Origin of the sequence: Microcoleus sp. LEGE 07076 (assembly GCF_015207455.1) — a bacterium.
Classification (GTDB): Bacteria; Cyanobacteriota; Cyanobacteriia; order Cyanobacteriales; family Microcoleaceae; genus Microcoleus.
On sequence record NZ_JADEWV010000081.1, the window covers coordinates 18,629 to 27,050 of the forward strand.

The 8,422-nt window shown below is 47.3% G+C and carries 6 protein-coding genes; 4 read left to right on the forward strand and 2 right to left on the reverse strand.

The features are described 5' to 3' along the window. Positions 1 to 177: 177 nt before the first annotated feature. Positions 178 to 2,178: a nitrate ABC transporter ATP-binding protein gene (locus IQ270_RS15150; protein WP_193974004.1), complete on the forward strand. Its 2,001-nt coding sequence runs from the start codon at positions 178 to 180 to the stop codon at positions 2,176 to 2,178. A 346-nt stretch (positions 2,179 to 2,524) separates the two neighbouring features. Then, complete coding sequence (locus IQ270_RS15155; RefSeq protein ID WP_193974005.1) at positions 2,525 to 3,370, forward strand: nitrate ABC transporter ATP-binding protein; 846 nt, start codon at positions 2,525 to 2,527, stop codon at positions 3,368 to 3,370. A gap of 549 nt (positions 3,371 to 3,919) precedes the next feature. Here IQ270_RS15155 and IQ270_RS15160 read toward each other — a convergent pair. Together IQ270_RS15160 and lepA are read right to left on the reverse strand one after the other, a co-directional pair. Next, on the reverse strand, positions 3,920 to 4,768 hold the full coding sequence (locus IQ270_RS15160) for an AAA family ATPase (protein ID WP_193974006.1): 849 nt from the start codon (positions 4,766 to 4,768) through the stop codon (positions 3,920 to 3,922). Between the two features lie 814 nt (positions 4,769 to 5,582). Next, positions 5,583 to 7,397, reverse strand: coding sequence for a translation elongation factor 4 (lepA, locus tag IQ270_RS15165; protein ID WP_193974007.1), 1,815 nt, complete (start codon positions 7,395 to 7,397; stop codon positions 5,583 to 5,585). A 316-nt stretch (positions 7,398 to 7,713) separates the two neighbouring features. Here lepA and IQ270_RS15170 point away from each other — a divergent pair, with 316 nt between their 5' ends. Both IQ270_RS15170 and IQ270_RS15175 read left to right on the forward strand, forming a co-directional pair. Continuing rightward, positions 7,714 to 8,217: a helix-turn-helix domain-containing protein gene (locus IQ270_RS15170; RefSeq protein ID WP_228056389.1), complete on the forward strand. Its 504-nt coding sequence runs from the start codon at positions 7,714 to 7,716 to the stop codon at positions 8,215 to 8,217. A 25-nt stretch (positions 8,218 to 8,242) separates the two neighbouring features. Next, on the forward strand, positions 8,243 to 8,422 hold a 180-nt coding region (locus IQ270_RS15175; RefSeq protein ID WP_193974008.1), incomplete at its 3' end, for a type II toxin-antitoxin system CcdA family antitoxin.

An 8,422-nucleotide genomic window follows, 5' to 3' on the forward strand; every position in this document is an offset into this window, starting at 1 on the left:
TTTAAACTCTTGTTAATGGATTAAAAAAAGTTTTTTGGTTGGTTTAAAAAACAGGTTGCTGTATCCAGTCATGTATTAACAATTAGCTGTTATATATCAACACCGAACAGCGAACAGTCAACAGTCAACAGTCAACAGCTAGGAAAATAACAAACCTACAAAAAAGGCCTAAAAACCATGTCAGTTATTATTGCAGTAGAACAGCTCGAAAAAGTATTTAATTTATCAGATGGCGGCAAATACGTTGCCCTAAAAGGCATCGATTTAGAAATTCAAAAAGGAGAATTTATCTCCTTAATCGGACACTCGGGCTGTGGCAAATCAACTCTGCTAAATATGGTGGCAGGTTTGGATTTACCCACAGCAGGATTGGTAACAATCGAAGGGCAAAGAATCACCAAGCCGGGCCCCGATCGCATGGTAGTTTTCCAAAACTATTCGCTGCTGCCTTGGCGGACGGTCAGAGAAAACATTACTCTAGCCGTAGACTCAGTAATGAACGGTTTACCAAAAGCCGAACGCCTCGAAATCATTCAAAAACACATCGACATGGTGGGCTTGGGCCCTCACTCTGAGAAACAGCCTGCTCTTCTATCGGGCGGACAAAAACAAAGAGTTGCGATCGCCCGCGCCCTCGCCTTGCGCCCTAAACTGTTACTGTTGGACGAACCCTTCGGCGCACTCGACGCTTTGACTCGCGGCAACTTGCAAGAAAAGTTGATGGAAATCTGCCAAGAGTATGAAATCAGCGCCCTGATGGTAACGCACGACGTGGATGAGGCGGTATTGCTGAGCGATCGCATCGTCATGCTCACCAACGGCCCGGAATCGAAGATTGGCGGCATTCTCGAAGTAGACATCCCCCGCCCCCGCAAGCGCATGGAAGTAGTCACGCACCCCAGCTACTACGCCCTGCGGAGCGAAATGATTTACTTCCTCAACCAACAAAAACGAGTCAAAAAACTGCGGGCGCGGAAAGTACCGGCGATCGCCCGCCACGGCCTAGAAAAAGTCAACCTCGAACTCGGCTTCATCCCCCTAGCCGCCTGCGCTCCCCTAGCCATCGCCAAAGAAAAAGGCTTATTTGCCAAACACGGACTCGATGAAGTCCATCTCGTGCGGGAAACGAGCTGGCGCGGCATCGTAGACGGCATCGCCGCAGGCTACTTGGACGCAGCTCAAATGCCCTCGGGGATGGCGGCGTGGTTGAGCTTGGGAGGCTACAAAGAAAAACCGATACCAACCGTTACAGCCCTCACCATGAGCCGCAACGGCAACGGAATTACTCTGGCGAGGCGCTTTTACGACCAAGGAATCTACACTCTGGCAGATTTCAAAGAAATGCTGCACAGAACCCCCGCCCAAACTCACCGCATGGGCATCGTTCACCCTTCATCGATGCACAACCTGCTGCTGCGCTACTGGCTGGCTTCCGGCGGCATTGACCCCGACCTCGATGTTTCGCTCAAAAACATCCCTCCGGCCCAGATGATCGTGGACTTGCAAGGCGGCACGATTGACGGTTTCTGCGTTGGCGAACCTTGGAACTTGCGCGCCGCGATGGAAGGAGTCGGCTTTACTGTGGCTACGGATTTGGAACTGTGGCCCGGACACCCGGCAAAAATTCTGGGAGTTCGGGAAGAGTGGGCGAATGCTTACCCGAACACTCACATTGCTCTGGTGAAAGCTTTGCTGGAAGCTTGCCACTATTGCGCCGATCCGGCCCACGCTGACGAGGTTTCCGAGATTGTGGCGGGACGGGAGTATGTGGGTACTGACAAGAGTTACATCCAAATTGGCAATCCCAAATCTACTGTTTGCAATCTGGATACTCCGATGCGGGAATACGCTCACCACTTGTTCGCCGGAGACGGGGTGAACCGCCCCAGCCGCACCGAACAGTTGTGGCACATGGTGCAGATGGCGCGCTGGAACGATACCGTGTTCCCGCGCAACTGGGTGGAAATTCTGGAACGGGTAGTCCGCGTCGGCCCGTTCAGCACCGCAGCCCGAGAATTGGGTATGTCCGATATTACTTACACTCGGGGTTCTCTCCGCTTGTTTGATGGCTCGGTGTTTAATGCTGAAGATCCGATCGGCTATCTCAACAATCTCGCGATTAAACGCGATTACACGATGGCTGAAGTGATTCTGGATTCGGATCGCAGAGCTGCTTAGAGGGCGTTTGACGACGATCGGCTCGATCTCCCCTAGGGCGTGTTTTTCAACCCGGAGATCCCCCCGGCGCCCCCCTTAACAAGGAGGGGACAAGAGCGCTCAAAGTCAACCCCACTCCCCTTCAAAAATGGGGGGACAAGAACGTTCACAGTCTCCATAAAAATGGGGGGACAAGAACGTTCAAAGTCCTCCTTCTTAAAGGGGATGCGAGGGGGATCGAGATTTCGAGACTGACGAGAAAAATAGAGAGTTTCAGAGAGAGTTTCAGTAGTCTCTACTCGCAATTCACCTTTCAAAACTCGATTATTGGCAATTGCAAATAACCTACAAATAAATTCTCAAAACCATGATTAACGCTGCTCCCAACCAGACGAACACCCAAACCCAGATTCACTCGCCAAACGATCGCCGCGAGCCTTTTTTGGTGATGGACAATGTTTATAAAGTATATCCAAACGGTTACAGGGCATTAGAAAATATTAACTTGACTGTGGCTGAGGGAGAGTTTATTACTCTGATCGGACACTCGGGCTGCGGCAAGTCAACACTATTAAATATGGTGTCCGGTTTTAGCCATCCCAGCGAGGGTACCGTGTCGATTAACGGCCAGCGAATTGTCAAGCCGGGCCCCGATCGCATGGTAGTGTTTCAGGGTTACGCTTTGTTACCTTGGCGGACTGTGTTTGAAAATGTTTATATTGCCGTTAACGCTGTTTTTCCTGACAAATCGAAGGTCGAAAAAAATGCGATCGTCAAAGACCATTTGGCGATGGTGGGATTGACTGAAGCTGCTGAAAAAAGACCGCCGCAAATTTCGGGGGGGATGAAACAGCGGGTTTCGATCGCCCGCGCTTTGGCAATTCGTCCAAAGGTGCTAATTTTGGACGAACCCTTTGGTGCTCTCGACGCAATTACCAAGGAAGAATTGCAGGAAGAGTTGCTGAAAATCTGGAACGATCACCGCTGTACTGTGTTGATGATTACTCACGATATTGACGAAGCGCTGTTTTTGGCCGATCGACTGGTGATGATGACTAACGGCCCATCGGCGACGATTGGCGAGGTTCTGGAGATTCCTTTTCCTCGTCCGCGCGATCGGGTGCAAATGATGGAAGATCCAGAATACTACAACTTGCGGAACTACGCCCTAGACTTCCTCTTCCGGCGCTTTGCTCACGATGAAGATGCTTAATCGGTTGGGAAATGAAAGTTAAAAATGGGCAATGCTGGACAATTTAAGCTTCAGCATTTGCCCATTTTCAGGGCAATATCGCTCGAGGTGAAATTCTCCTGGTGCGATCGGGTAAACTGAAGCTTAATTGTTGGGGATAAGTTTTTCCTGAAGACTCGGATCTTTTTCTCAACTTTTACGTCGATCCGCTAAGAGACCCGATTGCCTAGCTGTCGGTAAGCTGGCATGAATTTAGCTCACCTTTGACTGAAGGTGGGCTTCTTTCCTATGTTATTGACATTTTTGGGGCGATCGGGGGTTTGTGTATTCCACCATTTTAACTGGCACAGGGAACAATGTCGATCGGTGTTCGATCGATTAATCCTTTTCCAGGTCAATTAACCGCTTAGTTCGTAGTCAGGACTTGAGTCCTCTAAATCAGCAGACGCGCATTCCTCACTTTCAACGATTACTGACTATTCTTACCTCCTCTAATTCAGACTTCAGACTCCTGACTCCTACCCTTAACGAAAAGACTTTTTCAGCAAGCCCTATGTAAGTTATGCTGGGTTAAAAATCCCCTTCATCTACTTGAAATACAGTCAAACCAAGAGAGCGCCACATATCAACAACTTGCTGGCGATCGTCCAACACAAACTTAACATTATATTTCCCTACAATATACTGTCTGTAAAACTCCTCTTTAATCAGCGCATCCTTCCGCATATCTCCGGTTTTTCGCATATACAGACTGTGATAATTCACCTCATACTGCTGCAACCATTTTTCAGTTTGAGGCCGACAGTCATCCGTCCGACCAGACACTACAATAATATTAGCGGTGGTTTGCCATTTGCGGACGGTATCTAAAACAGGCAGATTCGGTAAATCGCGATCGCACGTAGTAGCATCAAAAGGATTTCGGCCGTTCAGAAGTGCCAAAGTCCCGTCCATATCCACAATAATCGCATCCGGCAAATCCGGGTTGTATTCCGGCACTCCTACCGAAACCCGCACGTACTTATTATACATCTTCACAATCACATCTTTGCCCACAGAATTCACCCTTTTCAAATCCCGTTTAATACATTCCTCTACCGGAACTTGCAGGAAAGAATCATTGACCTCAACGATAGCTTTCCCATTAACCAACTGTTTAATATGCTCGATGTGAGGCCCAAAATTAGTATCGTCAACAATCACGTGCTTCCCGCTTTCCAAAGCCATCAAAATAATCGTATCTCTCAACTCCAAAATAAACTTTTCATTTGCTGGCGACCAATGAGAAGCATGAGCCATTTCTCGCAGTAAATCTTTATTAGTACGCACCCATCTTGCAGGTTCAGAAAGCAGCAATTCTCGCGCAAATTGAGATTTCCCAGAAGCAGGCAAACCAACAAGTACAATAACTCTTTTCATAGTATCTCACCTACAATATAATGTTAATCTTGGCTCGGAGTAAGGAGTTTAGTCCTTATCTTAAGTTTGTAGAACTAGTAGAAGTAGGTTGGGCGAGAGTGAAACGGATGGTTCGTGACCTCAACCCAACCTACTTCTACAAACCTAAATTGATATAATCTAAACCCAACAACTCCTCTATCTTATGAATTGTAACATCGCGGAGAGCTTCTTTGACACCCACAACTCTGCGGCCGCGTCAACAAAACAAAATCCCCGAATAAGGCAACAGCTTAGGATCGCGAATTAAATAACTTAGACAAGTTTGTGGGACGGGCTCTCCCGCCCATCCCACAATAACCATCAAATGGTAAGTTATTTAATTCTCATTCCTTAAGAGCCAAAAGTTTTCGCCCTGCGCTATATGATAGAACGCAAAAGTTTTGCCCGGGCGCTAAGCGCACTGGCTTTCAGGAGAATCTAAAGTATGGAAGTTGAGAAGGAAAATGGCAAAGAAGGAGGCGTCTATATTTGAGATTTATTCATTCAATTAAGCACACCTAAGTTTGAGCATTTGATTAATATTTTCACGACGCCACTGAACCCGGTTTTTGGTTAAATTTTCTATCAATCTGTTGGGAGCATCTCATCAGAGTACAAACACTTCTTTTGACTCCTTCTTTCTTCCTGTTTCCTCTTTTCTGTTTCCTCTTGTCTCCTGTTTCCTGTATTCAATTTTTAGCTTGGATGTAAAAGTGAGATGCTCCCTTACACATCTCCCATAATTATTGTGGAACAGGCCCGAAAGCCTGTTCCTAACAAAAGGCTACACAGATTACGAATCGCGATCGAGCTTCAGCACAGCCATAAAAGCCTCCTGCGGCACATCCACAGTACCAACAGACTTCATCCGCTTCTTACCCTTGGCTTGCTTTTGCAGCAGCTTCTTCTTCCGCGAAATATCGCCGCCGTAGCACTTCGCCAACACATCCTTCCGCAAAGCCGGAATGTGTTCCGAAGCAATCACTTTAGCACCAATCGTCGCTTGAATCGGCACCTTAAACTGGTGGCGGGGAATCAATTCCTTGAGCTTTTCCGTCAATCCGCGACCCACATTGTAAGCCTTATCTCGGTGCACGATCATCGCCAAAGCATCAACCGGATCGCCATTAATTAAAATGTCCAGTTTTACCAGCGGATTTTCGCGATAACCGATCAGGTGATACTCCATGCTGGCATAACCGCGCGATCGCGATTTCATCTGATCGAAAAAGTCCGTCACCACCTCCGCCAAAGGCAACTCGTAAACCAGCGTAGTCCGCCCCTGACTCAGATATTTCATATCCATAAAAATGCCCCGCCGATTTTGAGACAACTCCATCAGCGTCCCCACATAGTTTTCCGGCGACAGCATTTCTACCCGCACATAAGGTTCCTCAATCTTCTCGCGATATTGAGGATCTGGCAAGTGACTCGGATTGTCAATTGTTAACACTTCTCCTTTAATTGTTGTGACTTGATAAACTACTGAAGGAGCTGTAACAATCAAATCTAAATCGTATTCTCTTTCCAGTCTTTCTTGCACGATTTCCATGTGCAGCAAACCCAAGAAACCACAGCGAAAACCAAATCCCATCGCGCTTGAAGTTTCCGGTTCGTAGGAAAGCGCCGCATCGTTGAGTTCGAGTTTTTCCAAAGCTTCCCGCAAGTCGGGAAATTGGTCGGCATCGATCGGGAACAAGCCGCAAAAAACCATCGGCTTTGCTTCTGTATAACCCGGCCAAGGCTCCGGTGCCGGCTTTTTGACCAAAGTAATGGTATCGCCGACGCGAGCATCAGCTACTGCTTTAATTGCCGCGCCCAGATAACCAACTTCCCCCGCGTGCAGTTCGTCTACTTGAACTTGAGTCGGTGACAGGATGCCCAATTCATCAATGACATATTCTTTCCCCGAAACCATCAACAAAACCCGATCGCCCTTTTTGACACTGCCATCCATCACCCGGAAATAAACAATTACCCCCCGATAAGCGTCGTAATAGCTGTCAAAAATTAGTGCCCTGAGCGGTTTGTCAACAGTATCCTGCGGCGGCGGCACCAATTCGACGATCGACTCCAAAATCTCATCTATACCAATTCCTTCCTTAGCAGAAGCCTCAATCGCCCCGCTACAGTCTAGACCGATAATTTCTTCAATTTCCCCTTTTACCCGTTCCGGTTCCGCCCCCGGCAGGTCAATTTTATTTAAAACAGGAATAATTTCCAAATTATTTCCCAAGGCAAGGTAGACATTGGCCAAGGTTTGTGCTTCTACGCCTTGAGATGCGTCTACCACCAGCAGCGCCCCTTCGCAAGCAGCGAGCGATCGCGACACCTCGTAAGAAAAGTCTACGTGTCCGGGAGTGTCGATCAGATTGAGCACGTACTCCTGACCGTCCTTGGCAGTATAATTCATCCGAGCCGCTTGCAGCTTGATCGTAATGCCGCGTTCGCGTTCGAGATCCATATTGTCTAAAAACTGCTCTTTCATCTGCCGTGCCTGCACAGTCCCAGTTTGCTGCAACAGGCGATCGGCCAAGGTGGATTTTCCATGGTCGATGTGAGCAATAATCGAAAAATTACGAATGCGAGATACAGGAACGTTAGTCATAAAACCTATCGGCAAAAGATTGACTTTTGTTGTATTGTACAGAAAGCTGTTGAACGGTTGGGGAAAAGCCGATCGCCAACATCCACTCTCAAACCTCCAGTCCAGTCAGGTTGCTCTACTTCCGGGCCCTCGCCAACTCAAAAATATTGGTGAGAACAAGCTAGCGCTTGACCGAAAGACGAGACGCAAGCCCCGGCCTAACGAGATTGGGCAAATAGGTGTATCGTAAGTTATCGACAAATCTCGACAAATCTCCCAAATTGTCCATATAATCAATAGGGGAGAGCGAGTAAATACATCAGAGCTTAAAAACAAAATGCTGCTCTCTTTTAAGACGGAATTAAAACCGAATAATCGGCAAGTGACGCAATTCCGTCAACATTGTGGAGTTGTCAGACACGCCTATAACTTTGGGAATGCCATCATTCTTGATATTTTGAAACCACGAGAAACCGACAAATCGGTAAAAATTCCCAGCGCCATTGACTTGCACAAGCGGTTAATTGCTGAAATTAAGCCGTCTAACCCCGGGTACTACAAATCATCCAAAGCAAGTCCCCAGCAGGCAGTAACTGAAGTGATGACAGCTTGGGATAGATGCTTCAAGAAAGTTTCTGCACAGCCTAAATTCTCAAAAAAAAGCAAGTCTAAAGACTCTTTTTATCTAGAACAAGGCACTAAAGCTAAACAGGGAATTCGTCATGACGTAAAACGAATCAACCTGCCTAAAATTGGCTGGGTACGACTGCATGAAACTCGATCAATTGGTGCGGTACATAATTGTGTAAAGCGTAAATTCCTAGAAGGAATTGAAACTTAAGAATTAAAACTAGGATTTTTTAACTATGAGCGAGTCAAGTATACCCTCCCACACTTCGTCAGAAAAAGTGGAACTGTCCATCCATATCGATTCTGAACTGCTAGACCAAATTAAGCACCTGACGAATGACCCCAACAAAGTAATTGAAACAGCAATCAAGCAGTGGCTAAGAGGCGAGCGCCGCGAAGACGATCGGGCTATGAGC